At 40.1% G+C, this 24,452-nt stretch carries 24 protein-coding genes and 1 tRNA gene; 14 read left to right on the forward strand and 11 right to left on the reverse strand.

Going from position 1 to position 24,452, the window contains the following annotated elements; all coding sequences use genetic code 11:
* Positions 1-250 precede the first annotated feature (250 nt).
* Positions 251-517, forward strand: coding sequence for a hypothetical protein (locus AC5YCI_RS02360; protein WP_496128535.1), 267 nt, complete (start codon positions 251-253; stop codon positions 515-517).
* Between the two features lie 30 nt (positions 518-547).
* Here AC5YCI_RS02360 and gloB read toward each other — a convergent pair whose 3' ends face one another.
* Entirely contained in the window at positions 548-1,279 is a 732-nt protein-coding gene (gloB, locus tag AC5YCI_RS02365) for a hydroxyacylglutathione hydrolase (RefSeq protein WP_496175144.1), read from the reverse strand.
* Between the two features lie 154 nt (positions 1,280-1,433).
* Between gloB and AC5YCI_RS02370 the strand changes: the two genes are divergently transcribed.
* On the forward strand, positions 1,434-3,401 hold the full coding sequence (locus tag AC5YCI_RS02370) for an acyltransferase family protein (protein ID WP_496128479.1): 1,968 nt from the start codon (positions 1,434-1,436) through the stop codon (positions 3,399-3,401).
* A gap of 59 nt (positions 3,402-3,460) precedes the next feature.
* On the opposite strand, the gene AC5YCI_RS02375 is transcribed toward AC5YCI_RS02370, so the two are convergent.
* Positions 3,461-4,897 carry a pyridoxal phosphate-dependent aminotransferase gene (locus AC5YCI_RS02375; protein ID WP_496128480.1) on the reverse strand — a complete coding sequence of 479 codons (1,437 nt, stop codon included), beginning with the start codon at positions 4,895-4,897 and terminating at the stop codon, positions 3,461-3,463.
* Between the two features lie 242 nt (positions 4,898-5,139).
* On the opposite strand from AC5YCI_RS02375, the gene msrB reads away from it, so the two are divergent.
* The 3 genes from msrB (at position 5,140) to AC5YCI_RS02390 (ending at position 6,562) form a co-directional block, all read left to right on the forward strand.
* Positions 5,140-5,559, forward strand: coding sequence for a peptide-methionine (R)-S-oxide reductase MsrB (gene msrB, locus AC5YCI_RS02380; protein WP_496128481.1), 420 nt, complete (start codon positions 5,140-5,142; stop codon positions 5,557-5,559).
* Positions 5,556-6,035: a glutathione peroxidase gene (locus AC5YCI_RS02385; protein ID WP_496128482.1), complete on the forward strand. Its 480-nt coding sequence runs from the start codon at positions 5,556-5,558 to the stop codon at positions 6,033-6,035. Before msrB ends, AC5YCI_RS02385 begins: the two co-directional genes overlap by 4 nt.
* Before the next feature lie 62 nt (positions 6,036-6,097).
* Positions 6,098-6,562 carry a TonB C-terminal domain-containing protein gene (locus tag AC5YCI_RS02390; RefSeq protein WP_496128483.1) on the forward strand — a complete coding sequence of 155 codons (465 nt, stop codon included), beginning with the start codon at positions 6,098-6,100 and terminating at the stop codon, positions 6,560-6,562.
* A 17-nt stretch (positions 6,563-6,579) separates the two neighbouring features.
* Here the strand turns inward: AC5YCI_RS02390 and dapC are convergent, their stop codons facing one another.
* The 5 genes from dapC to AC5YCI_RS02415 form a co-directional block, all read right to left on the reverse strand.
* A complete protein-coding gene (gene dapC, locus AC5YCI_RS02395) occupies positions 6,580-7,749 on the reverse strand; it encodes a succinyldiaminopimelate transaminase (protein WP_496128484.1) in 1,170 nt (389 codons plus the stop codon).
* Between the two features lie 24 nt (positions 7,750-7,773).
* Positions 7,774-10,440: a [protein-PII] uridylyltransferase gene (gene glnD / locus AC5YCI_RS02400; RefSeq protein ID WP_496128485.1), complete on the reverse strand. Its 2,667-nt coding sequence runs from the start codon at positions 10,438-10,440 to the stop codon at positions 7,774-7,776.
* Between the two features lie 26 nt (positions 10,441-10,466).
* A complete protein-coding gene (gene purT / locus AC5YCI_RS02405; protein WP_496128536.1) occupies positions 10,467-11,681 on the reverse strand; it encodes a formate-dependent phosphoribosylglycinamide formyltransferase in 1,215 nt (404 codons plus the stop codon).
* Between the two features lie 144 nt (positions 11,682-11,825).
* A complete protein-coding gene (gene ygaH / locus AC5YCI_RS02410) occupies positions 11,826-12,167 on the reverse strand; it encodes an L-valine transporter subunit YgaH (RefSeq protein ID WP_496128486.1) in 342 nt (113 codons plus the stop codon).
* Positions 12,164-12,898, reverse strand: a complete 735-nt coding sequence (locus tag AC5YCI_RS02415) for an AzlC family ABC transporter permease (protein WP_496128537.1) — start codon at positions 12,896-12,898, stop codon at positions 12,164-12,166. The genes ygaH and AC5YCI_RS02415 overlap by 4 nt, the downstream gene beginning before the upstream one ends.
* Before the next feature lie 115 nt (positions 12,899-13,013).
* On the opposite strand from AC5YCI_RS02415, the gene AC5YCI_RS02420 reads away from it, so the two are divergent.
* Positions 13,014-13,499: a hypothetical protein gene (locus AC5YCI_RS02420; protein WP_496128487.1), complete on the forward strand. Its 486-nt coding sequence runs from the start codon at positions 13,014-13,016 to the stop codon at positions 13,497-13,499.
* Between the two features lie 496 nt (positions 13,500-13,995).
* Here AC5YCI_RS02420 and AC5YCI_RS02425 read toward each other — a convergent pair whose 3' ends face one another.
* Together AC5YCI_RS02425 and ychF are read right to left on the reverse strand one after the other, a co-directional pair.
* Positions 13,996-14,607: a superoxide dismutase gene (locus AC5YCI_RS02425; protein WP_496128488.1), complete on the reverse strand. Its 612-nt coding sequence runs from the start codon at positions 14,605-14,607 to the stop codon at positions 13,996-13,998.
* A 185-nt stretch (positions 14,608-14,792) separates the two neighbouring features.
* Entirely contained in the window at positions 14,793-15,884 is a 1,092-nt protein-coding gene (ychF, locus tag AC5YCI_RS02430) for a redox-regulated ATPase YchF (RefSeq protein WP_496128489.1), read from the reverse strand.
* A gap of 206 nt (positions 15,885-16,090) precedes the next feature.
* Between ychF and AC5YCI_RS02435 the strand changes: the two genes are divergently transcribed.
* A complete protein-coding gene (locus tag AC5YCI_RS02435) occupies positions 16,091-16,855 on the forward strand; it encodes a glutathione S-transferase family protein (protein ID WP_496128490.1) in 765 nt (254 codons plus the stop codon).
* A 428-nt stretch (positions 16,856-17,283) separates the two neighbouring features.
* The gene (locus AC5YCI_RS02440) at positions 17,284-17,754 is read left to right on the forward strand and encodes an Lrp/AsnC family transcriptional regulator (protein WP_496128491.1); all 471 of its coding nucleotides are present in this window, start codon (positions 17,284-17,286) and stop codon (positions 17,752-17,754) included.
* 48 nt (positions 17,755-17,802) lie between these two features.
* Here AC5YCI_RS02440 and AC5YCI_RS02445 read toward each other — a convergent pair whose 3' ends face one another.
* The gene (locus tag AC5YCI_RS02445; RefSeq protein WP_496128492.1) at positions 17,803-18,552 is read right to left on the reverse strand and encodes a YebC/PmpR family DNA-binding transcriptional regulator; all 750 of its coding nucleotides are present in this window, start codon (positions 18,550-18,552) and stop codon (positions 17,803-17,805) included.
* A 105-nt stretch (positions 18,553-18,657) separates the two neighbouring features.
* Positions 18,658-19,227 carry a 1-acyl-sn-glycerol-3-phosphate acyltransferase gene (locus tag AC5YCI_RS02450; protein WP_496128493.1) on the reverse strand — a complete coding sequence of 190 codons (570 nt, stop codon included), beginning with the start codon at positions 19,225-19,227 and terminating at the stop codon, positions 18,658-18,660.
* 710 nt (positions 19,228-19,937) lie between these two features.
* Between AC5YCI_RS02450 and AC5YCI_RS02455 the strand changes: the two genes are divergently transcribed.
* The 6 genes from AC5YCI_RS02455 to AC5YCI_RS02480 all read left to right on the forward strand — a co-directional run bounded on the left by AC5YCI_RS02455 (position 19,938) and on the right by AC5YCI_RS02480 (position 24,397).
* Positions 19,938-20,014 (forward strand) — tRNA-Ile (locus AC5YCI_RS02455).
* Between the two features lie 82 nt (positions 20,015-20,096).
* Positions 20,097-20,807, forward strand: a complete 711-nt coding sequence (locus AC5YCI_RS02460; protein WP_496175145.1) for a hypothetical protein — start codon at positions 20,097-20,099, stop codon at positions 20,805-20,807.
* 168 nt (positions 20,808-20,975) lie between these two features.
* Entirely contained in the window at positions 20,976-21,167 is a 192-nt protein-coding gene (locus tag AC5YCI_RS02465) for a helix-turn-helix domain-containing protein (RefSeq protein WP_496175146.1), read from the forward strand.
* On the forward strand, positions 21,167-21,550 hold the full coding sequence (locus AC5YCI_RS02470; protein ID WP_496175147.1) for a hypothetical protein: 384 nt from the start codon (positions 21,167-21,169) through the stop codon (positions 21,548-21,550). The genes AC5YCI_RS02465 and AC5YCI_RS02470 overlap by 1 nt, the downstream gene beginning before the upstream one ends.
* Positions 21,551-21,608: 58 nt before the next feature.
* Positions 21,609-21,941 carry a hypothetical protein gene (locus AC5YCI_RS02475; protein WP_496175160.1) on the forward strand — a complete coding sequence of 111 codons (333 nt, stop codon included), beginning with the start codon at positions 21,609-21,611 and terminating at the stop codon, positions 21,939-21,941.
* Positions 21,938-24,397 carry a DUF927 domain-containing protein gene (locus AC5YCI_RS02480; protein WP_496175148.1) on the forward strand — a complete coding sequence of 820 codons (2,460 nt, stop codon included), beginning with the start codon at positions 21,938-21,940 and terminating at the stop codon, positions 24,395-24,397. Before AC5YCI_RS02475 ends, AC5YCI_RS02480 begins: the two co-directional genes overlap by 4 nt.
* Positions 24,398-24,452: the final 55 nt, after the last annotated feature.

The raw sequence follows: 24,452 nt of genomic DNA on the forward strand, positions 1-24,452 counted from the left end.
CGTGCGATCAAGTCGTGCTGATGGCTAAGTCAACTGTAATTTAGCTTACCTAAAATATCCTAAGCTGAGCAAGGGCGCTTTAAGACCAAAACAATGTGCTTAATCTAAAAGTTGATTAGGATTGCTATGATAACAATAAAAAATGAATCAAGCTAAAGAGTTATAACTTATCTTCAGCTTGAAAAGATTCACTATTTTTGAAAGTAGAAAGTTATAATACAGCCAACATTCATTTGGATAATACAACGTGATGCAAAGCATTGAACAGCAGGTACAACAGCAAATCCAAGCCATGCAACAACAGGCGCTTGAGCCTGTTGCGGTGCTTATTGGGCATGAAGATTGGTTATATTTTACCGAACAATCCAAAGTCGTCTATACGCCTTTTGGCAGTGCACGTCGTTATCAACCTGCATTAGGTGGTTTGTTATTGGTGCGTGTAGATGCCATGCAGCAGTGTCAGGTGGTGAGCCAAGCCCAATTAGATGAATATGCTAAAACACATCAAATCTTATAAAAATAAGCCCTAAGTTTAGGGCTTATTTTTTTAAAACTGGTCTTTCAGTTCGCGTAGACGTTGAAATTCCGCCAAACTGTTGGCACGTAAAAAAGGGTTGGTAGCAAGTTCTTGTTTAATTGAGCTGGGTAGGGTGGCTAAACCTTGTGCACGTAATTGCTCTACCTCTGCTAGACGGTTTTGGATGGCAAGAGTGTCAGGTTCAACCTGTAGTGCGAATTTCGCATTAGAAAGGGTGTATTCATGGGTACAGTACACCAAAGTCTCGCTTGGCAGGGCTGCTAGGCGATTTAATGAGTGATACATTTGCTCAAAAGTACCCTCAAACACGCGTCCACAGCCCATCGCAAATAGAGTATCGCCACAGAATAAGCTTTGTAGGTCTTGAATATAATAGACAATATGACCCAAAGTGTGCCCTGGTACGGCAATCACATCAATTGTTAAATCATGAAATTGAAATTGCTGTTCATGTTGGAGTGGGTGGCTAACACATGGAATCTTACTCAGTTCATCACGCGGCCCATAAATTTCAATGCCACCTTGAGTGATCAATTCAGGCACCCCACCAATATGATCTTTATGCCAGTGGGTGAGCCAAATTTGTTTGAGCTCAAGGGCATGTTGCTGACAAAAATCTGTGATCAATTGGGCTTCGGTTGGATCGACGACAATGGCTTGTTTTGATGGAATATGCTCAAGTAGCCAAATGTAGTTTTGTAGCGGGTTTTTTACATCTAAAAGATGAACTTTATAATCCATATTGTTCTCACACAGGTTGTTACTTTAAGGTTTAGAGAGATTTGCCTTAGATACGCGAATCAATCGCATCATTTACGCACAGATTAGCAACAGACTACGTCTTTTGGGTAAAAAGGCGTAGACTAGCAACGTTTTTTTTCTCCCTATTGTCATTATGAGTGTTGCATATCGCGCGGATATTGATGGCCTACGCGCCATTGCTGTGTTGTTGGTGTTATTTAATCATTTGGGCTGGTCGTGGTTTGCTGGTGGTTATATTGGGGTTGATATTTTCTTTGTGATTTCAGGTTATTTGATTAGCTCGATTTTAGTCAAGGACCTCGCAGCCCAGCGTTTTTCTATCGCCAAATTTTATAAAAAGCGGGTGCTTCGTTTAGCCCCTGCTTATTTTACTGTACTCAGTGTGGTGAGTGTTTTAGCTTGGCAAGTAATGCTACCTGATGAGCTGATGAAATATGCCCAAAGTGCCTTACACGGGACTTTTTTTATGGCAAATTTCTATATGAGTAAGGAGGTAGGCGATTATTTTAGCCAAAGTGTTGATAGCATTCCTTTATTGCATCTGTGGTCACTTGCGGTAGAAGAGCAGTTTTATATTTTTTGGCCACTGATTTTACTGTTGTTGTTTAAAGCGAACAGACAAAAATATCTGTTAGCACTGATTACTGTGGGGATTCTCACCTCACTGTATTATGCTCATCAGCAATTACAGTTAAATGCAGAGAAAGCCTATTACAGCATGCCTGTTCGTGCTTTTGAATTAATGTTGGGTGCATTGTTGGTATTTTTACCTCGCTTGCAATGGCCGCGGCGCTTGGGGCAAGTGTTGGTTTATGCCGCTTTACTGGTGTTGGGCTTATGTAGCTTTTATTTTGATAAAAATACTATTTTCCCAGGTATGATGGCCTTGATTCCGTGCTTAGCAACGGCTGTCATTATTTATTGTGGGCAGCAACACGCCACAGCCAATCCACTGTTGAGTCATCCAGTCAGTCTTTGGTTGGGTAAAATTTCTTATCCCTTGTATTTGTGGCATTGGCCGTTGATTGTATTTTCGGGTTTTTACTTATTGCCGCAACATTTAACCAGCCAATTGGCGTTAGTGGCTGTGGTGATTGGCTTGGCTTGGTTGACTTATCGCTATATTGAGCAAGCTTGCAAGCGTTTTGCTGATGTGGCGGCATGGAAAGTGATTAGTGTTGGGTTTTTAGTGCCAGCACTGAGTTTTAGCGTTGCGGCGCAAGTGGTGCAACAGCAGGCGGGTTTTCCACAGCGTTTTTCTGCCACGGTGCAACAACAATTAGCCACTTTAAATAGTTTTGCCCATCGCTTACGTGGCAAATGTATTGGTTATCCAAGCGCAGCACAATTTTCCTCAGCTGAGGTATGTCATTTAGGGGTAGATAAACCAAGCGTAGACTTTATTTTAATTGGTGATTCACATGCCAATAGTGCCAGCGGTATGTTAGATGTGTGGGCTCAGGCTGCTGATTTACGTGGCTATGATGTTGCGCAAAGCTCAACCTTATATTTACCCGAAGTAGAGCGTTTAGGGCGTAAAGGCACACAGTGGCAGATTAATGCAGCATTTAAAACCCGTAATGATGCCATTACCCAGCACCTCGCACAGCAACATTATCCAATGGTGATTTTAACTGGCTATTATCATGCTTATTTAGGCAATACCTTACAACTTCAAGATGGAGTGCACGAGCAGCGCAGTGAAATCTTATATCAAGGCTTAAAGCGTGCCATTTCCAATGCACAGCAAGCCAGTGATCAAGTGGTGCTATTGTTGGATGTGCCAGAACTCAAACAAGTACCTGCCGATTGTCAAATGCGTGCTGAGATTTTAGGACGTAACTTATCATGTGAATTTTCTAAACAAAGTGAGGCAAAAGTCGCAGCTGAGTTTAATCGGATCGTGCAGCAGCTGAAGCACGATTTTCCAAAGCTTAAACTTATTGATCCTAAGCAAGTGTTATGCCGTGCTGATCGTTGTAAATCGAGTATCAATGGCTGGCCGATTTACCGCAATAAAGATGATGACCATTTGAGCTTAAAAGGCTCAGAAGCTATAGGACAAGCTTATTTGGCTGAATTTGGTAATCCATTACAATAATGCTTTAAATCAAAAAAAGCCGTGCTAGATCGCACGGCTTTTTAATTTTGAAGGCGCAATTAACGCATTTTGGCAAGGAAGCGTCCTAAACGGGTTAAAGCTTCACGCAGTTCATTTTCGGCAGGTAAAAACACTACACGGAAATGATCTGGGGTGGGCCAGTTAAAGCCTGTACCTTGCACCAATAACACTTTTTCGGCACGTAAGAAATCTAGCATCAATTTTTCATCATCTTGCACTGGATAGACATTTGGATCAAGTTTGGGGAAGCAATACATCGCGCCTTCTGGTTTTACACATGATACGCCCGGAATATCATTGAGCATTTCCCATGCGATATTACGTTGTTCGTATAAACGGCCACCCGGACGGATCAAATCATTAATGGATTGATAACCGCCAAGCGCGGTTTGAATGGCATATTGCGCTTGATGGTTGGCACATAAACGCATAGATGCCAACATATCTAAACCTTCGATATAGTCGGTTGCGCGTGAGCGGTCGCCTGTAATTGCCATCCAACCTGAACGGTAACCAGCAATTCGATAGGATTTAGACAAGCCGTTAAATGAAATACATAACTGGTCGCCTGCAAGCGCTGCGACGGAAACGTGTTCGATACCGTCATAGACGATTTTGTCGTAAATTTCGTCGGCAAATAAAATTAAATCATATTTTTTTGCTAACGCGACAATTTGCTCTAAGACATGACGTGGATAAACTGAACCAGTTGGGTTGTTGGGGTTGATGATGACAATACCGCGCGTATTTGGCGTGATCTTACTTTCCATATCTACGAGATCAGGATACCAATGGTTTTCTTCATCACATTTATAATGAATTGCCGTTCCACCAGATAAATTTACCGCAGCAGTCCACAGTGGATAATCTGGCATAGGCACTAACATTTCATCGCCATCATCCAATAGACCTTGCATGGCCATCACAATCAGTTCAGAAACACCATTGCCCACATACACGTCATTAACGTGCATATCTAAAATACCTTTTTGTTGATAATACTGACAAATCGCTTTACGTGCTGGGAAAATCCCTTTGGAGTCGGTGTAACCAATGGCATTAGGCAGATTTAAAGCTACATCATTAATAATCTCTTGTGGAGCTTCAAAACCAAACGGTGCAGGGTTGCCAATATTGAGTTTAATAATTTTATGACCAGCTTCTTCCATCTCATTGGCCGCTCGTAACACAGGGCCGCGAATGTCGTAGCATACGTGCTCGAGCTTAGAAGATTTTTTAATTTCGCGACGGGTTTCAAATGTGTTGGAATTGGACATAGTGATAGTCTCTGAAAGCGTGGGGGTCACTTTTGCATAACGATATAAATAGCTTTTAAATGTCTCAGTTGTTACGAGATCTAGGTCGTGCTCATCTCGAAGTAAGGTAACAATTTTTTCATGCGTGTAGCCGACCTGTTGATATTGTTTAATCACAGGGAGCAGATTTTTAAAAATCACGCTTTTTTTTTGCGACATTTTTTCATCCTGAGCAAGAATAGGATTAAGCCTATCACTAAATTTGCTCACAAAAAAGCATTTAATGGATAATTTGCTTACTTATTTTTGTTAATTTTGCTTACTTTTTGCTTTCGAAGTCATATTGACTATCCATTATATATCTTTTGTAAAATCGAAAATAAACACTAGAATTTTTAAAATGAATCACGTAAATATGGGATTATCCTATTTTAAATAGCAAGATAGAAAGGGAAGCACCTATGGGAAAACTCAGTAAAACGGAACGCGAATGGCAAAGAGAGTTATCACCAGAAGAGTTCCGCATCACACGTCAAAAAGGAACCGAGCCTGCATTTACAGGTAAATATTGGAATACCAAACAAGATGGGACCTATGTATGCCGCTGTTGTGGGACAGCGCTATTTAGTTCAGAAACAAAATATGACAGTGGCTGTGGGTGGCCAAGCTTTTATCGCAGCATTCATCCAAGTGCGATCGAAGAACATGTAGATACCTCACATGGCATGGTCAGATCAGAGATTGTTTGTCATCATTGCGATGCACATCTCGGTCATGTTTTTGATGATGGTCCTGAGCCGACTGGATTACGCTATTGCGTCAATTCTGCGTCATTAGAATTAAAAACAAATGAAAAAAATGATGAGGATACATATCCATGAGCAACATATATCAGTTTCAAGCTGAGTTGTTAGATGGGCAGGAGCAGTCTTTATCGGCTTATGCGGGTAAAGTCATTTTGATTGTCAATACTGCCAGTAAATGTGGTTTTACCCCACAATTTTCAGGACTAGAAAAACTCTACCAACAATATCAACAACAAGGTTTAGAGATTTTGGGTTTTCCATGCAACCAATTTGGTGGACAAGATCCTGGCACGAATAGTGAAATTGGCGCATTTTGTAAAAAAAATTACGGTGTAACTTTCCCGATGTTTGCCAAGGTCAATGTCAAGGGACCCGAAGCGCATCCAGTATTTCGCTACTTAACCAATAACAGTAAAGGGGTATTGGGTAATGGCATTAAATGGAACTTTACTAAATTCTTAATTGGACGTGATGGGCGAATTATTCAGCGTTTTGCCCCAACCACCAAACCTGAAAGTCTACAAGAAGAGATTGAAAAAGCGCTACAATAAGAAAAGTTGAAGGCGATTGATAAAATCGCCTTCATTTTTGCTAGATTGAGGAGCCATACGTTATGAATAGAACACAGCAATTGCTCAGTGCCGCATTGCTCAGTTGTGTCACAACGATGAGCTTGGCTGATCCTGAAAGTTTAGATACAGCCTTAGAACAAGAATTAAAATTATTACTCACCACGCAACAACAACCCTATGTACCTAAAGCAGATCCGACGTTAGAAAAGAAATTAAAGGCGCAGCAAAACAATAAAAATTATCAAGTGGGTTGGGTGAACCGTCCCAAAATTGAATTTAGCGACAGTGACTATAAAGGCTATAAAAATCCAATTAAATTAAAATTGGTGGTACTTGCCGATGACGGTCGTATTGTTAAAGCTGAGGTGTTGAGAAGTTCAGGGTCTAAAGCGCTCGATGCCAAAGTGGTTCAAGCTTTGGCATCTGCGCAATTAGAATCCATTCCGACGATGGATCGTAATGTGATTTACAGCTTTGAGCATGAGTTTAGTATTAGCAACTCCTAAACACATGCATTGGCGTGTTAAAGTATGGCTTTTAAACGCTCAATCGCTTCTTGGCACTGTTGTAAATCAGCCACTAAAGCTAAGCGTACGTGGTTTTCACCAGGATTACCGGTTGGGGTATCACGAGATAAATAGCGCCCTGGTAAGACCTTAATATGGGCTTTTTCCATCAGCATTTTGGCAAAAGTTTCGTCATTATCGACTTTTAACCAATAGTAAAAGCCTGCATCTGGTTTTTTAAGGTCTAATAGATGCCCTAATTCTTGCTGGAAAAGTTCAAACTTTGCGCGGTATTGGATACGGTTTTCTTCAACATGTGTTTCGTCATTCCAAGCAGCAATAGAAGCCAATTGGTGTTGAACTGGCATAGCAGCGCCGTGATAGGTACGAAACTTTAAATACGGTTTTAATAGCTCCGCATCCCCGGCTACAAAACCTGAACGCATCCCTGGTAAATTAGAGCGTTTAGATAATGAGTGAAACACCACACAGTTTTTATAGTCATCACGACCGATTTCTGCACAGACTTCTAACAAACCTACAGGCGCCTGATCAAACCATAATTCTGAGTAGCACTCATCTGAGGCAATTACAAAACCATATTGATCAGAGAGCGCGATTAACTTTTTAAATTGTTCTTTAGAGAGGACAGCCCCTGTTGGATTGCCCGGTGTACATACAAATAACAAAGCTGTGTTTTGCCAAACTTCGGCAGGGACCGCATCAAAATCACCTAAATAGCCATTGTCTTCAGTAGAATTTATAAAATATGGTTTGGCCCCAGCAAGTAAGGTTGCTCCTTCATAAATTTGGTAAAACGGGTTTGGCATGACTACATAAGGTGCATCAGCGCGATTCACCAAAGCTTGTACAAAAGAAAAGATTGCCTCACGTGTACCTGATACCGGCAAAATATGGTGATCAGCACTGATGCTGTTTAAAGCAAAACGACGTGTCAGCCAATTGGCAATACTTTCGCGTAATTCTGGTAAGCCTTTACTGTTTGGATAAGTAGATAAATGCTGAAAATTTTCAATAATCGCGTGTTTGACAAACTCAGGTGCAGGGTGCTTCGGCTCACCAATTGAAAGTGGAATGAGAGGTAAATTTGCGGGTTGCACATCAGTAAATAGCTGATTTAACTTTTCAAATGGATAAGGGTGCAGTAGTGACAAACTAGAGTTCATAGAAGCGATACCGATAAGTTTAGATTAAGATTGGCTACAGACTTGATGCGAGGCTTGATCGAGCGCGGCTTTTAAGCGCTCGGCAAATACTTGAGCTTCTTCGGCACTCATGGCATGACCATCTTTTTTAGTGACAAAGAAAATATCTTCGGCACGTTCGCCCAAGGTCGCAATGCGTGCGGAATGAATGTCCAGACCTTGCATCATGAATAAACCACCCACCTTGGCCAATAAGCCAGGATGGTCAAGGGTAGAGATTTCTACCATGTTTTGTTGTAAAGCAGCGTTAAAGCTAATATCAACCGTATTTTGAATATCAAAGTGGCGTAACTGACGTGGAATGCGACGCTGCATTAAACCCGGATATTGATCGGATTGACTTAAGGCGCTGACTAAGGCCTTTACCACAGTCGCTTCACGTTCAGGGTCACTGAGTAAATTCCCAAAGCGATCAAGCACCACATAAGTGTCTAAACTAAATGAAGTACTAGCAGTAATAATCCGTGCATCTTGAACATCCAAATTCATACGATCAAGCACTGCAACCGTGGTGGCAAATAGATTGGGTTGATCTTGAGTATAGATAAAGATTTGTACTGCATCTTGGGCAGATTTACGATGTGCGCGTAATAACACCAACGGTGCTGGATTATTACCATGGCGTAAAATGGCACGAGTATGCCAAGCAATTTCATCGGCAGATTCTTTAATAAAATATTCATCGCCGAGTTCTTGCCAGACTTTTTCCACGTCCTCTAGGGCAAAGTCATTAACCAATAATTCGCTGGCGCTAAATTTGGTATCTTCAATCAGCATTTGATAATCAACTGGCCGACCAAGCCCTGAACGAATCACATCACGTGCATGGGTATAAAGTTGACGCATCAGTGATGCACGCCAAGTATTCCAAAGCGTTGGGTTAGTGGCATTGATATCGGCGACAGTCAGCGTATATAAATAGTCTAAATGTTCCATATCTCCGAGTTTTTCAGCAAACTCTTGCACCACATCGGGATCAGAAATATCTTTTTTCTGCGCAGTCATCGACATGAGTAAATGGTTTTGAATTAGCCAAGCGACTAGATTACATTCGCGCTCGGTAAAACCATGGGTACGGCAAAAATCAATGGCATCTATGGCACCAAGTTCACTGTGATCACCTCCTCGACCTTTGGCAATGTCATGGAAAATTGCAGCTAAGTAGACAATATCGCGACGCGCCAAACGTTGGAAAACTGAACTGACCACAGGAAAATCTTTGGCAAATTCAGGTTCTTTAAATCGGTTTAAATTACGAATGAGTAATAAAGTGTGTGCATCGACGGTATAAATATGAAATAGGTCATATTGCATTAACCCGGTAATTTGTCCAAAAGCGGGAATGTAGTTTCCTAATACGCCATAACGTTTCATCGCGACCAAAGTTTCGTACAAACGATAAGGCGAGCGAATGATGGACATAAACAAGGCTTGGTGTACAGGGTTATCACGGAAGTCTTGATCAATACTTTTGGCGGCTAAGGTTAATAGACGTAAGGTGCGTGCACGAATACCTTCAATTTCGGGACGGTTGGCCAGTAAGTAAAAAATTTCTAAAATAGCACTAGGATTTTCTGAGAAAATTTTATGATGCTGTACTGCAAGTTTGTTATCGACCAGCTTAAAGTTGGCATTAATATCAACAATTTGACGCTCATATTGCGGTAAACGGGGGGTGATTACTGACTCGTTAAAATATGCCAGCAACATTTCATTTAAAGTCGACACCTGCTGTGCAGTACGATAATACTGCTTCATAAATTGTTCGATAGGGTAATTGGGTGATTTACCTTCTTCACGTACAAAACCAAATTTGGCGGCAATCTCACGTTGATAATCAAATAATAAACGATTTTCATCGCGTTTAGTTAAACGATGTAAATAATGGCGAATTTCCCATAAGAAAATTTCCGCTTGTTCTAAAACTTCGAGTTCAAACTCGGAAATAAAGCCCAAATGCACTAAATCATAAATACGATTAACCCGGAAATGACGTTTAGCGATCCAACCAATTTGGTTAATATCCCGAATACCGCCGGGTGCATTTTTAATGTCGGGCTCTAAATTGCTTTCAGTATTATTGTGCTGAGCGTAACGCTTATGCTGTTCTTGCATTTTGGCATCAAAGAAGGTTTTATCGGTCCAACTTTGTGACACAATGCGCCGTGGCCATTTGGCCAAGTTTTCATTGCCATCAATTAAACGTGCTTCAATTAAACTGGTGGCCACGGTCAAATCGCTGGTGGCTTGATTGACGCAATCATGAATAGTACGAACGCTGATGCCGGGTTTGAAATTACCTACATCCCACAGCGAAGAAATAAAGGTGGAGATTTTTTGTTCATTCTCTGGGCTAATCTGATCTTCTGATAAAATCATGATATCGACATCAGAATAGGGCAGCATCTCACGGCGCCCATAGCCGCCTACAGCAAATAACCCTAAATCACTGTGTTGTAATTCAGCGTGTTGCCATAGAAACTTTAATGCTTCATCAATTAAATCGGAGCGGGTACGAATAATATCGCGAATCGAGTAACCCTGTTCTAGACACTCTTGTAACTGCTGTTCTACATCACTGCGCCATTGGTTAATGGCTTGAATATCATGGTGATCGTGGGTGTATTTGAGCAGAGGAAGCGTATTGATCATGAACAGGGTCCGTTATTATTGAAAGCTTAATTTTGTTTAACGCTGACTTGATCCGCCGCGTGTTTAGCCAATTGACGTGCTTGTTCTGTGCTCTTTGCACGTGCAGTGGCGACACCCATACGACGGCGTTGAAAGCCTTCTGGTTTACCAAACAGACGTAAGTCTGTGTCGGGATGTGCTAAAGCAAGATTTAAGCCAGAAAATGCCAGATTTTTCGCATCCACACCTGCATAAATCACCGCACTTGCTGCCACACTATGCCGCGCTGTATTAACAGGCAAACCTAAAATAGCGCGGGCATGCAATTCAAATTCACTTTGGAACTGTGATGCTAAGGTGACAAGACCGGTGTCATGCGGACGTGGTGATACTTCACTAAACCACACTTTGTCGCCTTTGACAAATAGTTCCACGCCAAAAATACCGCATCCACCTAAAGCTGTTGTGACTTTATGTGCAATCTGTTTGGCCTCATTTAAGGCGGCTTGAGTCATAGGCTGCGGTTGCCAACTTTCAACATAATCACCAGATTCTTGGCGATGACCAATCGGATCGCAGTAAGCAGTTTCAATGGCGCCCGTTTCAGGGTTTTTACTACGAACGGTAAGCAAAGTGATTTCAAAATCAAAATCAATCTGTGCCTCCACAATCACGGTACCTTGATTGACACGCCCTCCAGTTTGCGCATAGTCCCATGCCGCATCCACCTCTTCAAAAGAAGTGACGCGTGATTGGCCTTTCCCAGAAGATGACATGACGGGTTTAACAAAATTTGGATAACCAATATCGTCGCATGCTGCACGGAAGCTGTCTAAACTGCTGGCAAAACGATAAGCTGAGGTGGGTAAGCCGAGTTCTTCTGCGGCTAAGCGACGAATACCTTCACGGTTCATGGTCAGATTCACCGCTTTAGCCGATGGAATGACTGTGGCTGTGCCAGCATTTTCAATGTCAACCAATACTTCTGTGGCAATGGCTTCAATTTCAGGCACAATTAAATGAGGTTGAACTTCAGCAATTAAATTTTTTAACGCTTCAGGATCTGCCATATTTAAACTATGGCTAAAATGAGCCACTTGCATAGCAGGTGCATCAGCATAACGATCAGCAGCGTGGACTTCGACGCCTAAACGTTGCAAGGAAATCACGACTTCTTTACCCAGTTCACCAGACCCTAACAGTAAAACTTTATATGCTGAGGTTTGTAGTGGCGTACCAATAGTGATGCTCATGTGTATGATCCTTTACGATTGAGTTTTTAGCATAGCAGAACTGATGCTTTTTTTAAGGGCATAGTTAATTAAAATAATGATATTAAACAACAGATTTTTTGATAAAGATGCCATGAAAAATGCTAAAAAAAGGAGCCATAAGCTCCTTTTGATTTACACTGGGAAATAGGTATAAATTAAACCATAGGTTAACGCAGCGATTAAAGTTGCAGCGACAATTTGCCTAAATTTAAAATAAATTCCAGTCAGCACCATAAAACCAATGAGCATAGCCAAGCTTTTATTGGGTGTTTCGAGTAAGGGCGGCAAGGTGGCCACCACCAGCATTGAACTAATGGCTGCAATACCAATACTGCCTAAAGCGATTTTAAGCCACAGCGCACCACGTTTTTGCTCATCTTGTTTAAACTTTTGAATGACAAAAAATGGCCCAAAGCGCGAGGCAAAATTGGCAATACCCACTAAAATGCCCACCAGAATAATTTCAATATTCATAATGCATCTCCTTGGTGCTCCGGATCTGGTTTTTTTAACACATAATGTTTAAATAGACCTGCAACAATACCTGAACTAATACCAATAAAAATTGCAGCAGATAAATCAATGAAATAACAGGCAATCGCAGAAACAATCAGAGTCACCGCCACAATAAAGCTATGTTTGCGTTCAAAAGCTGCCAATAAGAAACTTAAGAATAAAGCAGGTAATAGAAAATCGAGCGCTGCTTGTAAAAATTGCGGCATTTGACTGACTTGATCGGCAAACATGCCGCCTAAAAACGAACCTGTTGCCCAAGACAGCCAACTACATAAGCTCAAGCCCAGCATCCATGATTCTGACCATTCTTGACGACGCTGTGACAGCTTGATCATCCCTGAAGCAAACACCTCATCGGTGAGTCCCCAAGCCCAAACCGCAGTCTTTTTTAAATTAAGTTTATTTTCAATCAAGTTATATAAGGCAGGGCCATAGAGGAGATGCCGAATATCAAGCGCAATCACGGTGAGGGCTGTCATCCAAATCGACGTGCCACTCCCGAGTAAAGCAACCACTAAAAATTGACTGGCACCCGCATACATAGAGCAGGATAAAAATAAGGCTTCCCATGCGCTAAAGCCAAATTGCGTGGCAGACACGCCAAAAGCAAAAGACACGGGTAAATAAGTCCAAATAATGGCTTGGCTATCTTTGGCGCCTTGCCAAAAGCCTGCGGGTTGCGCAGGCAATAATTGCGGTTCAGACACGACACACCTTGTGGGGGAGTGGAACTTAAAAGAAAGACGATTGAGTATTCTACGCGAATTCACTAGCATAGTGACGAAATGTTTTAAGGTGAGTCAAATGCCATTTAAATTTGTACATCTCATGGCAATGTCTATGCTATGTGGGAGCATCTTGCTACAAGGTTGTGCTCAAGATGATCAAGCCAAGCCTGAGATTAAAGCTGCACCTAAACTCAGCAACGATGCCACTGCTTATGCTGAACAAGCATGGCAACTCATCAATCAAGTTGATGGATTGGTCTATGCCAAAGAGCGCTCACGTCTTGAAAGTGAAGTCCGTTTACCAGCACGTAAGCTCAGCACTGATTGGCGCATTAACGTTAAAATGACCGATTCAGTGACCGAAGGTAAATATGCCTTATGTCGTAAAGCACTGACCAGTTTAGAGATTTGGGCACGTACGACCTTAGATAACGCGCCATCGGCTGCACAAAAGCAATTGGATTATGAGCGTGATAAAAAACAGTGTGCCAATGCACTGCAACATCCTGAATTGGGTAATACCGATCCTAAGCAAAAGGGCAATGCCGTAAACGTCTCTTAATGCTCTCTTTTCAGCTCAAGCGCAGTTGAAACTGCGCTTTTTTTGTGCTTTAAATTTTTTATTAGATTTTAAAACAATAAGTGTAGTTTTGTATGTATTATCTTAATGTGATAAATAATCTATAATAAATTTAAAATATAGCTAATTTAAATCTATAATTTCAGAATATGAGGTCAATTTGATGTTAAATAAATTGTTTTTAGCGATAAGTATAGGTACGTGTTTGGCAACTGCAAATTGAGCCAGTTTAGCGTCAAATTCTAATGAAGTTGCGCCGTGTCACAATGGCTTTGATGATGTGAATGTGTGTCAACTACGTTCATAAAGCACCGATCGTGTGCATGTGGTATAAAATTGGTGCACAGATGCTCAGCTTCCAAGCCTCAACAGTGAGGGTGTTTCTGTGCTTAGAAAAATTGTTGTACCACTACCGCTGCGCCAGCCATTAAGATGGTGCTGCCCAAGGCCAAACGCAGCAGATAGGACAGAGTATGCATTAAGCGATTGCTGCTAAATAACGACTATTGACTTCATCCCAATCAATCACTTGATAAAATGCCGCAATATATTCAGGACGGCGATTTTGATAGTGTAAATAGTATGCGTGCTCCCAGACGTCTAAAGCTAAAATCGGCGTATGGCCATGCATGAGCGGAGAGTCTTGATTGACAGAACTCTCGACTACAATTTTACGATCTGCTGTGACGGATAGCCATGCCCAACCACTGCCAAAACGTGTTAATGCCGCTCGCGTAAAAGCATCTTTAAAAGCCTCAAAACCACCCAACTGTTGCTCAATCGCTTGTGCAATCGCGTCGGTTGCTACACCACCACCTTGTGGACTCATAATGCGCCAAAACAGGCTGTGATTGGCATGACCGCCTGCATTGTTGATCACTGTGTACTTAAGTTCAGTAGGTAGCTCATCCACACGTTTGAGTAAATCTTCTACGCTCAAATTTTCCCATGGTGTGCCTTCAATGGCTGCATTAATGTTATTAATATAAGTTTGATGATGTTTAGTATGATGAATATGCATGGTTTGTGTATCAAGATAGGGTTCTAAAGCATCATAGGCATAAGCAAGGGCCGGTAATTGATAAGCCATGGTCAGTCCGTTTTAAGATAAGTTAAGCCAAAGCTTAGGATATTAAAAAAACAAAGTAAATATAATGATAATAATTATCGTTATTATTTGGTAATTGGTTGGGATTCATTAAAGCGAGTTGAGTTAGAAAAAGGACAACAACACAATAAAAAAAGCCCCATTTATGGGGCTTTTTTTATTAGTACTTAAACGTTAAAACGGAAGTGCAATACATCACCGTCTTGTACGATATAAGTCTTGCCTTCTAAACGCCATTTACCTGCTTCTTTGGCCCCGGCTTCACCGTTGTATTGTACGAAATCATCGTAAGCCACACATTCAGCACGAATAAAACCTTTTTCAAAGTCAGTGTGAATCACACCTGCTGCTTGAGGCGCAGTTGCACCAACTTTTACCGTCCAAGCGCGAACTTCTTGTACACCAGCAGTAAAGTAAGTTTGTAAGCCAAGAAGTGCATAACCGGCACGAATCACTACGTTTAGACCAGGTTCTTCCATATCCATTGCTTCTAAGAACTCAGCACGGTCTTCGTCTTCAAGCAATGAAATTTCAGCTTCAATTTGGTTGCAAAGTGGAACCACAATGGCATTTTCAGAAGCAGCTAAGGCTTTAACTGCATCAAGATGAGGGTTGTTTTCAAAACCATCTTCAGCCACGTTAGCAATGTACATGGTTGGTTTTAAAGTGAGTAAGCCAAAACCACGTACTAATTTACGTTCGTCATCATCTAAATCGGCAGCGCGGGCTGGTTTACCTTCATCAAGTAAAGGTAAGATTTTTTCTAAGACTGCTTTGGTTGCAACTGCTTCTTTGTCGCCACCTTTCGCTGATTTTGCTAAACGTGTTACTGCTTTCGTTACAGTTTCAAGGTCAGCTAAAGCAAGTTCAGTATTAATGGTTGCAATATCGTCTAATGGGTCAATTTTACCATTTACGTGAATCACGTTTTCATCTTCAAAACAACGTACCACATGTGCAATCGCATCTGTTTCACGAATGTTAGCTAAGAATTGGTTACCTAGGCCTTCACCTTTAGATGCACCTGCCACTAAACCTGCAATGTCAACAAATTCCATGGTGGTGGGAATGACACGTTGTGGGTTCACAATAGCAGTTAATTTATCAAGACGTGGGTCGGGTACTGGCACAATACCAGTGTTGGGTTCAATCGTACAAAATGGGAAGTTCTCTGCAGCAATCGCAGCTTTAGTTAATGCATTAAACAGGGTAGATTTACCAACGTTGGGTAAGCCAACAATACCACAATTAAAACCCATGAAATCACTCACAAAGTGTTATTTAAAAATTGGCGCTGATTTTACATCAAAGCCAAGCTAAAGTCATGAAATGCAACTTGCTGAAACGCTTTTCCATCGTGTGTTTGCACTTTGGTCATAAATCGCATTGTCTTTGGCTTTTATTATGGCTTAAAGTAAGACCGATTGATTTACTTGCCAATAACAGCAATTCTTGTGGAGTTTGTATGCGTACACTTTACCAGTTCCCTTTATCACATTTTTGTGAAAAAGCACGTTGGTTGCTCGATCATAAAGAACTGGATTATGTGGCACACAATTTAATTCCGGGGGTACACCGTGCTTTTACCCAACTGAAAACTGGGCAAAATAAGTTACCTATTTTAAAAGATGCTGAACATTGGATTGCAGGCAGTACTCAAATTGCCTTGCATTTGGATGAACATTATCCTGAGCATCGCTTATTGTCTTTAGAGAGCAGTTTACGTCAACATGCCTTAGACATTGATGCGCAGGCAAATGAGATGGGACGTCATGTGCGGCGCTGGGTGTTGGCACATGCCTTGCAAGGCAGCGATGAATCAGTAGAGATTTTAATGGGTGAAAAAGGCTATCTGCGTCAGTTTGAAAAATATACCAAACCTTTACTCAAAAAGTTAGTGTCTAAAGGCTACCAATTGAAAAGTAATAAGGTGGCACAATCTAAAGCAGAACTTGACCAAATCATTCCTCTTTTAAACGAGAGATTGATTGCTAATCATGGTCGATATTTGGTGGGTTCACGTTTAGGTTTAGCTGATATTGCTGTATGTAGTATGCTGGCACCCATTTTAGCTATGGCGGGCACGCCTTGGGAAACTGAACACCCTGAGGCATTTTCGGCTGAGTTCTTAGAATACCGTGACTATTTAAGCCAATTACCGCTTGGCCAATATGTCGCGCGTATCTATGCGACTGAACGCCGTGCGCGAGTCGATTGGCGTGGTATATAAGCTTTTTTAGTTTTTTTGTTGAAATAAATATCGAAAAATATCTCTTTGTTGCATAGAAAAGTGTATTTTAAAGGTGATGTATGAATTTTTTTGCGAATTTAATTTGATTTATGCAAAAAAATTTCAAAAAATCTTTTATTTTTTTAAATTTAGGAAAATAATTTAAAACGGATGTTGCTAATCTATATAGCAAGGGTGTGATGGGGATCGAAAAGAGTAACAGGCACAAACACTTATAAAGTGAAGCTGTCTTTACCCAAAAGGTCTCGATTCGACTTAGGACGCTATTGATCAGAAGTTGATAGGCACATGCTATAGGTTACAAACGTGTAGTTGTTGAAGTAAACACATTAAGTTTTCCTCAGACACCCTCAAAGATTCTACACAGCATCATCCAGTACAAGAACACAACAAACTAGGATGAGCTGATGCAACTTGACCGCTTTGATAAACAAATTCTCGAAATTCTAACCCACCAAGATGTAAACCTGAATGAACTTTCAGAGCGCATTAACTTATCGGTCAGTTCTGTGCATCGTCGCATTAAACAATTGATTGATACCAATATTATTACCCAACTCAAACGCGATTTAAACTATCAAAAATTAGGGTTTAGTTTGCATGTGTTATTGCAAGTATCTTTAAGCAAGCATGACTCAGATACTTTTGCTAAATTTTTAGAGGAACTTGAAGATATTCCAGAAGTGATCAATGCTTTTTTAGTGACAGGGCAATCAGCTGATTTTATTGTAGAAGTAGTGGCCAAAGATATGCAAAGTTACAGTGAAGTTTTATTGCAACGTATTGGTAAAATTGAGCATGTGGTGGCGCTACATTCAAGCTTTGTGATTAAAGAATATAATGTGTTTAATTGTCATGGTTTACTCAGTAAAGCTTAAGCATAAAAAAACGCGCCAAACAGCGCGTTTTTAATTCATGCTTAATGTTTAAGCATCAAGCTGTGCCAATACATCATCTGAGAATTCAACGTTGGTATAGACGTTTTGTACGTCATCTAAGTCTTCAAGCATATCAATCATTTTTAAGATTTTTTTCGCTTGTTCAACGTCAGTGATTTCAGCTTTGGTTGATGGGTTCATCACCACTTCTGCATTATCAGATTTTAAACCTGCTGCTGCAAGCGCATCTTGAACCTGACCAAAGCTTTCTGGTGTGGTAATGACTAAAATATCATCTTCAGACACTTCGATGTCTTCCGCACCTGCTTCTAATGCCACTTCCATGATTTGATCTTCTAAAGAAACATCTTCAAAAGTAATCTCACCACGTTTTGTGAACAAGAACGCCACTGAACCGTTGGTTCCTAAGTTACCATCCGTTTTTGAGAAACAATGACGAACGTCTGGTACAGTACGGTTTAAGTTATCTGTCATAGTTTCAACAATAACTGCAACACCGCCTACGCCATAACCTTCGTAAGTGACTTCTTTTAAATCAGCATTTTCTTCACCACCAACACCACGTTGAATGGCGCGGTTGATGGTGTCACGTGTCATGTTTGCGACTAATGCTTTTTCAACCACTGCACGTAAACGTGGGTTAGAGGCAGCATCCCCACCGCCTAGACGCGCTGCTGTGACAATCTCACGAATAAATTTTGTGAAAACTTTAGCGCGGCTCGCATCTTGTTTTGCTTTACGATGCTTTGTGTTCGCCCATTTGGAATGACCCGCCATGCGAATATGCTCCTTGTAGATTGGCCTTATGCCTATCAAATTGAGGTGAATTCTACCATAAGCCTTTTTTGGGGATAAAGGGCTTTACTTGTAGTTTTTGCGCATTTATACGCGAGTTTTTCGCTTAGGAATCACAATATCTAAGCCAGTGTGTTGTTTATAAAGTTTTTGCATTAATTCAAGATCATCATCTAGATTAGTAGGATAAATCTTGGCAAAAATACCACCTTGTTTGGTCAGTGAGTTGGCATACATGCACACAATAGGGACATTAGCTGCTTTCGCAATATGCCAAAAACCAGTGCGAATGGGACGACGTGCTTCACCACGCGCCGCGCGTGTTGCCTCTGGTGCAATCACCAGATTAAATTTTTCATTCTCATTAAAATATTGCACCATTTGCGGCACCACATTACCTTTGGCTTTGCGGTCTACAGCAATACCACCCATGGCCTCTAAAATGGGCTTCATTGGCCCTTTAAATAGCTCTTTTTTGATGAGGGTGTGAATTTTAATGTCGTAGATTTGAAACAGAGCAATCGAGAGCACGCCATCCATAATTGAGGTATGTTCAAAACCAACAATGACTTGTTTATCTTCTAATACATCGGGCTGGACTTCATACTGCCATCCTGAAAGTTTAAATGCTGCTTTGCCAATAAATTTCTTTAACATAGATCAATTACAGTGCTTGCTTTTAAAACAGCCGCATACTCTCTGCTTGTTTAGAAGTTGAGTCAAGTTTTGCTGTTAAAAATTGCAAATAGAAACATAAATAATTATAGACTGAGTCTTTTTATGTCTAAAAGAAAATTTATTTATATGAATAATAAATAATAAAAGACAAATTAAGTCTTAATTGACTTAAAAACTATCTTTTCATCTGTCGAAATACCCATTAGACTTTTGTCTTAGATGGAAGTGTACGCGATACTTAATCTTGTGCAACTTAGCCTCATGACGGAGTAATCTTAATGACAATATGGTCTATGCTCAGCGTGGCATTTGTGGTTTTTATGCTAGTGGTATGTTGGTCAATGCTCGAATTTTACCTTGAATCGCGTAAAGAGAAGCTTTTGAGCCGTAAAATGATCTATCCAATGCCAAAAAATAGCATTTCAATTAAACATATCGCTTAAGATGATGAACTTATAGCGGAAAAAGATTATTTTTTATATTAATACTTTTTAGGTATTAATAAATTGTTAAATCCTAAGTTCACTCCGTGGTGACTTAGGATTTTTTATGAGATTAAAAAAACTTAACTATAAAAACTTGTTGGCTTAATATGCGATTAAATGGAAAACACTTGTTTTTTCTATTTTTGTTGGTTAGTATTCTTGGCGCTAGGAAGATGTTGATATATAACATTTATAGCAATATTAGGGCCTATAGCTCAGTTGGTTAGAGCAGCGGACTCATAATCCGTTGGTCGACAGTTCAAGTCTGTCTGGGCCCACCATATAAAACAACCACTTACGTGTACTAATCGTAAGTGGTTTTTTTTCGTCTATAAAAAAGGTAGCAAATAGGTAGCAAATAAAATGAGTATATATGGCTTAGGCTTAGCAGAGAATTTAATTAAAGATTTAAGCGAGTCGAATAAAGAGTTTGAAAGAGCAATATCTAGACTCAATCAGCATAAAGAGAAAATTAATCAAGCTAGCTTACTGATGGATGAAATCAGTTGCTTTGATGCAATACGTTTGTTGGTTTCAAGTGCGTATGGCAAAGAAATAGATTCTTGGAATGAAAGTCGTTTAATAAAAGAGTATTCAGAAGCTTTAATTGCGTTACATAGTGAAGCCAAGAATGAAAAAAGACCCATTGAGTTAACTATTGGAGTTTATAAAACGATTAGTAATCATAAGTTTATAGAAGAAGTAGATCTGATTGATTTTGAAAATTTTTCTTCAGTTGCTGAATGGGATGGACTAGCCAATAAATTGTCTAAGTATTCTATCCAAGCAAGATATATCCGTAAGATAGTAAATAGATTCAATTTTAAGCATATACAAAATAGTGATATGCCATCAAAACAACGTATAGAGCAAGGCCTTAATCTGATTAAAAAATTATATAAAGAGTTATTACCTGAAGAACTTGAATTAGCTACTTTAGCGACTCAAGGCAAAAAAGGGCTGAAAAGTTTAATCAAAAGTAAAATTTCTCGCAAAGATTATTTAGAACTTTTTCCTGGTCAATATGATTTTAAAAATCGATGGGATGAAGTGGCTAAAGAATTGAGAAAATAAAAAAACTAACCTTTAGACTAGTCTAAAAAAATTAAACTAGTCTAAAAATTTTATATTGTTGATTTTAAAATAAAAAACTAGTCTAAATATTAATATAAATTAGCATTTTACTCTATGTTAGCTAGGTCTAGAAAATGGATTAAAGTTTTTGAGAGTTGATTTTAAATTATGAAGATTAATCCGTTTTCGGCACAAAAAAGTTTTGCGACTACTAATGAGGCAGCACTATTTTTGTGTTTAAAACCTCAGACATTGCGAAAGTGGGCTATGGATGGAAGAGGTCCAATTCAGCCGATCAAAATTGGGAATAGATTACGTTGGAATATTAAAGAACTAATGGCTTTGATGGAGGTCAATTGATGAATTTTTTAGTACCTGAAGTATTCGATTTAAAAAATTATCCTTGTCTACCACTTGATGTAGAGAGTTTTAGAAATTCTAGTTTTTGGATTAAATCAAATGATGTTCAAAAAATTGCATACATTAATTTGCTACTCACAAGTTGTTATCAGATTTCATCAACTAGTTTGCCAAATGACCAACCTCTTCTAGAGCATGTAGCCATAGGTCTTTGGAACCAATTTAATCAACTATGTCACGAATATAACTTAGCTTCTTATGAGGCAAGTATGGCTGGTAGAAAATTGCGTTATGAGGGGCAAGTGAGGAAGCCTCAGCTGCAAAAACAAATTAATGATCTAAATGAGAAAATTCAGCTAAAACTTGAGTTTGCTAAGGTTTAATAGATTGAAAACTATCCTTTTAAATGTCATTAAACTTGTTTCTATATGGTTTATCACAGTGATTCTTCTTGCAAGCTGTGGTTTACCTGCATATGCTAAGCACGTTCATCAAAAAGCAGATGAATTAGCTTTGGTCGGCTATAACTTACAAGGCGTACAACTCAACAGAGTTATTGTGCGTAATATCTCTATGCGTTCGCATTTTATGGTGAAGCTGGAGAGGGACACGCTTGCGTGTGCGGGAAACCTTGTAGTCCTGTCGACCAACCCTTTTCAGCTTTGCCACCATCATTTGGTCGTGATTGGCAAAGCTTCTTATAAACTACAAGGAGCACAATTCATCGTGCCTATTTCTAGCGATTACGCAAATAAAAAGGCGGTGACATTATGACTAATGCCACCACCTTCGATCCGAAATCTATTTTAGCAAACTCTAAGCAACTTAATCCACAGCACCTAGAATATACCAAACATGAAATTATTCAGCGTTTTGGCAATCCACAGCAAGCCATCTATATTGATCAAAGCTCTGTTGATATTGAAGGCGTTAAATACGACAGACCTTTTATCTTACCGATCTACAATGCTCAACTAGAGCTGATTCAATGTGCTGTATTGGCTGATCAACAGCGTGTGCAAGTGATACCTGATGGCTATGCCAAAGGTTTTGCATATTATGGAAAATTACAGCCTGATCAGCCTGTAATTGTTACGCATCATTTAGAAACATTTTTTAAAGTTGCACAGACCAACTACGCCGTGGTGCTTGTTGTACTGCCTACGTTATGCACTGCATCTCTAACAAAGTTAAAGAATGCTGATTTTGAGAAAATTCGCATTGTTGTCGAGCAATTGCAGGAAGCTGGCTATAGTCATTTATATATGCCTGTTAGACCTGAAGAAATAAAACGAGAGAATATTCAAGATTTGGAGAAAAACACAGCGTTACGCCTTCTAAATCAGTATTTGATTATTGATGATGATGGAATTCAAACTGAGTATTTGGTGGAGCTGTACAAAGAAGATCTTGTTGAGGATGTGCAAATCTTCTTAGATGAGTCTATTCAGCGTTTGCCTCCGATCAGTCAGCTGCCTGAAGGACATTTGGCCAAGCCATATAAACTTGATGAGAATAACCATGTGTATATTCTGCAAAATGGCTTGGTACACATGAAAGAACAACAGTTAGAAAATGGGGAAGTACAGAAGAAACCTATTTTAATCTCGCCACCTATTGTGATCTTGGGTGAAGCACGAAGTGTTAGCAATGATAATTGGAAGAGAGTAATCCAGTTTAAGGATAAAGATCAGAAAGAGCATACCTTGTTGATTCCCTATGAGTATTTTATGGGAGAAGCGACAGATGCTTTAAGGCTGATTGCTAACCATGGACTTATGCCACCACGCCAGAATGCCAAAAAGCAGATTTTTATCCAATATCTTCAGGCTTATCCGATACAAAAGCGTTTTCGCTGTGTGGAACGTACAGGCTGGCATACCAATCACTATGTCACACCAACGCAAACTTATGGCGATACTCAAGCTGAAGGGCTGCTCTTTCATCATGAAGGCAGAAATCCCTACAGTGTGCAGGGGAGCTTTACAGAGTGGCAGGCGTTAAGTCGCTTAATTGAGCCGCATGCTTTAGCGGTTTTAGCTTTTTCCTGTGCTTTTTCTGGGCAGTTGGTTGAACCTTTAGGCGTAGAAAGTGGTGGGTTTCATATTTACGGTTCCTCGACTGATGGTAAAAGTACCATTACTAAAGCGGCATGTAGTATTTGGGGAAACCCGAAGGATATTTCTAAATCATGGCGTACCACAGACAATGCTTTAGAAAATGAAGCTGAACTCAGAAATGACCATTTTTTAAACCTTGATGAGCTACGTCAGGCAGCACCCAAAGCAGTATCCGACATCATTTATATGCTAACAGGTGGACAGGGTAAGGCACGTAGTAACAAGGTCGGTAAAAACCGAGATTTAAAGCAATTTAATTTGATTTATAGCTCAACGGGTGAAGTCACCTTAGAAGAGCATTTAAGACGTGGCAATATTGAATTAGATGCAGGTCTTTTATTACGTTTTGCTCATTTGCCGAGTGATGCAGGTTACGGCCATGGTGTATTTGAGCAACTGAGTGATGGCCAAGAGCCACAAGCGTTAGCCAATCAGCTCAATAGCTTAGCCAATCAACATTATGGGCATGCAGGTCATAAGTGGTTAGAGTTTATGACCAAAAACAAAAGTGCAGTCATTGAAGAGGCACAAGCTGTATTTGAGCAGTTTATTACTCAGCATGCCCATTGTAAAAATGGGCAAGCTCAACGTGTATTAAGGCGTTTTGCTTTGGTTGCTGCTGCTGGAGAACTTGCAACACAGGCAGGGATTACCGCTTGGCAACAAGGTCGTGCCTCAGCAGCTCTTGGCCAGTGCTTTAGCTTATGGTTAAACAGCTTAGGAAATAGCTCGAATTTTGAAGAGCGTAAAGTGTTAGAGCATATCAAAGGCTTTTTTGAGGCACATGGTACAAGCCGCTTTGAATCTTTGCTGGTGCGGCGTCATGCGGATGGGGAAATCATACAGTCAAGGATTCATAATCGTGTTGGCTACTATGATCCAGAGGCTAAAAGCTATTTGATTTCACCAACCATGTTTAAACAAGAAATGTGTATTGGCTTTAATGAAGCTTATGCCAAAAAGGTGTTGATTAAACATGGCTGGATTCAAAGCTTTAGTGAGGCAGGAAAAACACTCTATGTTAAAAAGAGTAGCAGTTGTTTACCTGATGGCACACGACCACGGATGATGCATTTTAATATTGAAGTCATGCAGCAGTTAGATCTTTAATTTTCTAAACAACTAAGTGGACAAGGTGGACATAAAAGTATTTTATTGAATTAAG

This window comes from Acinetobacter sp. CY17, from assembly GCF_059515825.1.

Coding starts and splice junctions, on each gene's coding strand:
- ychF (WP_496128489.1), bottom strand. CDS start 15,884: ATGGGTTTTAATTGTGGTATTGTTGGCTTACCCAACGTTGGTAAATCT.
- AC5YCI_RS02420 (WP_496128487.1), top strand. CDS start 13,014: ATGCCATTTAAATTTGTACATCTCATGGCAATGTCTATGCTATGTGGG.
- AC5YCI_RS02375 (WP_496128480.1), bottom strand. CDS start 4,897: ATGTCGCAAAAAAAAAGCGTGATTTTTAAAAATCTGCTCCCTGTGATT.
- AC5YCI_RS02460 (WP_496175145.1), top strand. CDS start 20,097: ATGAGTATATATGGCTTAGGCTTAGCAGAGAATTTAATTAAAGATTTA.
- AC5YCI_RS02480 (WP_496175148.1), top strand. CDS start 21,938: ATGACTAATGCCACCACCTTCGATCCGAAATCTATTTTAGCAAACTCT.
- dapC (WP_496128484.1), bottom strand. CDS start 7,749: ATGAACTCTAGTTTGTCACTACTGCACCCTTATCCATTTGAAAAGTTA.
- AC5YCI_RS02450 (WP_496128493.1), bottom strand. CDS start 19,227: ATGTTAAAGAAATTTATTGGCAAAGCAGCATTTAAACTTTCAGGATGG.
- AC5YCI_RS02435 (WP_496128490.1), top strand. CDS start 16,091: ATGCGTACACTTTACCAGTTCCCTTTATCACATTTTTGTGAAAAAGCA.
- gloB (WP_496175144.1), bottom strand. CDS start 1,279: ATGGATTATAAAGTTCATCTTTTAGATGTAAAAAACCCGCTACAAAAC.
- glnD (WP_496128485.1), bottom strand. CDS start 10,440: ATGATCAATACGCTTCCTCTGCTCAAATACACCCACGATCACCATGAT.
- ygaH (WP_496128486.1), bottom strand. CDS start 12,167: ATGAATATTGAAATTATTCTGGTGGGCATTTTAGTGGGTATTGCCAAT.
- AC5YCI_RS02370 (WP_496128479.1), top strand. CDS start 1,434: ATGAGTGTTGCATATCGCGCGGATATTGATGGCCTACGCGCCATTGCT.
- AC5YCI_RS02360 (WP_496128535.1), top strand. CDS start 251: ATGCAAAGCATTGAACAGCAGGTACAACAGCAAATCCAAGCCATGCAA.
- AC5YCI_RS02385 (WP_496128482.1), top strand. CDS start 5,556: ATGAGCAACATATATCAGTTTCAAGCTGAGTTGTTAGATGGGCAGGAG.
- AC5YCI_RS02425 (WP_496128488.1), bottom strand. CDS start 14,607: ATGGCTTATCAATTACCGGCCCTTGCTTATGCCTATGATGCTTTAGAA.
- msrB (WP_496128481.1), top strand. CDS start 5,140: ATGGGAAAACTCAGTAAAACGGAACGCGAATGGCAAAGAGAGTTATCA.
- AC5YCI_RS02445 (WP_496128492.1), bottom strand. CDS start 18,552: ATGGCGGGTCATTCCAAATGGGCGAACACAAAGCATCGTAAAGCAAAA.
- AC5YCI_RS02470 (WP_496175147.1), top strand. CDS start 21,167: ATGAATTTTTTAGTACCTGAAGTATTCGATTTAAAAAATTATCCTTGT.
- AC5YCI_RS02465 (WP_496175146.1), top strand. CDS start 20,976: ATGAAGATTAATCCGTTTTCGGCACAAAAAAGTTTTGCGACTACTAAT.
- AC5YCI_RS02440 (WP_496128491.1), top strand. CDS start 17,284: ATGCAACTTGACCGCTTTGATAAACAAATTCTCGAAATTCTAACCCAC.
- AC5YCI_RS02390 (WP_496128483.1), top strand. CDS start 6,098: ATGAATAGAACACAGCAATTGCTCAGTGCCGCATTGCTCAGTTGTGTC.